This window comes from Microvirga sp. jy35 (assembly GCF_056148915.1).
Genome location: NZ_JBWBEW010000118.1, coordinates 1 through 1,020 on the forward strand (window position 1 = coordinate 1; position 1,020 = coordinate 1,020).

1 protein-coding gene is annotated in these 1,020 nt (G+C 64.9%); it reads left to right on the forward strand.

All coding sequences use genetic code 11. The annotated features are described in order from the left end of the window. Positions 1 to 76 precede the first annotated feature (76 nt). Positions 77 to 1,020, forward strand: a protein-coding gene (locus tag AC0QTX_RS27470; protein ID WP_474606959.1) for an IS630 family transposase whose coding sequence is annotated in 2 segments (ribosomal slippage) — positions 77 to 415 and positions 418 to 1,020 — 942 coding nt annotated over the 2 segments. Because the reading frame shifts where the segments join, the coding sequence is not laid out codon by codon here. This gene is flagged as partial in the annotation.

A 1,020-nucleotide genomic window follows, 5' to 3' on the forward strand; every position in this document is an offset into this window, starting at 1 on the left:
TAGAGCGTGCAGCGGTTGCGTGGAATCGGGATAGCTGACTCCATAGGGCTGGTTGTGGTCGGCCGGGAGGCGTCCTATGCCAGCTCCTCTGTCCCGAGACTTGCGTGAGCGGGTCGTGCGTGCGGTGGAAGGTGGATCGTCCATCCGCCAGGCGGCCCTGCGCTTTGAGGTGAGCCCCTCTGCGGCAGTCAAACTGATGCGGCGCTTTCGCCAGAGTGGCAGTCCGGCGCCGGCCCGCTTTGGCGGGCACCGTCGTCCCATCCTTGAGCCGCATGGGGCGCTCGTGCGCGCTCTCCTGGAGAACAAAGCCGACATCTCACTGAAGGAGATCCAGGCCGAGCTGTACCGGCACGGCATCATGGTGGGGGCGACCTCCACCATCAGCCGCTGGCTCAGGCGAGCTGATCTGACGCATAAAAAAAGAGCCTGAGAGCCGCCGAGCAGGATCGCCCGGACGTGGCACACGAGCGACAGCACTGGCGCGTGTGGCAGCGCTTTATGGATCCGGCCCGCTTTGTCTTTCTGGACGAGACCGGCACATCCACCAACATGGTGCGCCGTTACGGGCGCTGCCCTCGAGGGGAACGCTTGGTGGACGCCACGCCATGGGGTCACTGGAAGATCACCACCTTTGTGGCGGGCCTGCGCGCCAGCGGCGTGATCGCCCCGATGGTGCTGGATGGGCCCATGACCGGTGAGGTGTTCCGCGCCTACGTGGAGCAGGTGCTGGCACCAGAACTCAAGCCCGGTGACGTGGTGGTGCTCGACAACCTGGCGGCTCACAAGGTGGCAGGGATCCGCGAAACCATCCGTGCGGCTGACGCCAGTCTGCTGTACCTGCCGCCGTACTCGCCCGACCTGAACCCGATCGAGCAGGTGTTTGCCAAGCTCAAGGCGCTGCTGCGCAAGGCTGCTGCTCGCACCAAGGAGGCGCTCTGGACGACCATCGGAGAACTGCTCGACAGCTTCCCGGCGGACGAATGCCAGAACTATCTCAGCAACTGCGGATACGAGTTCACC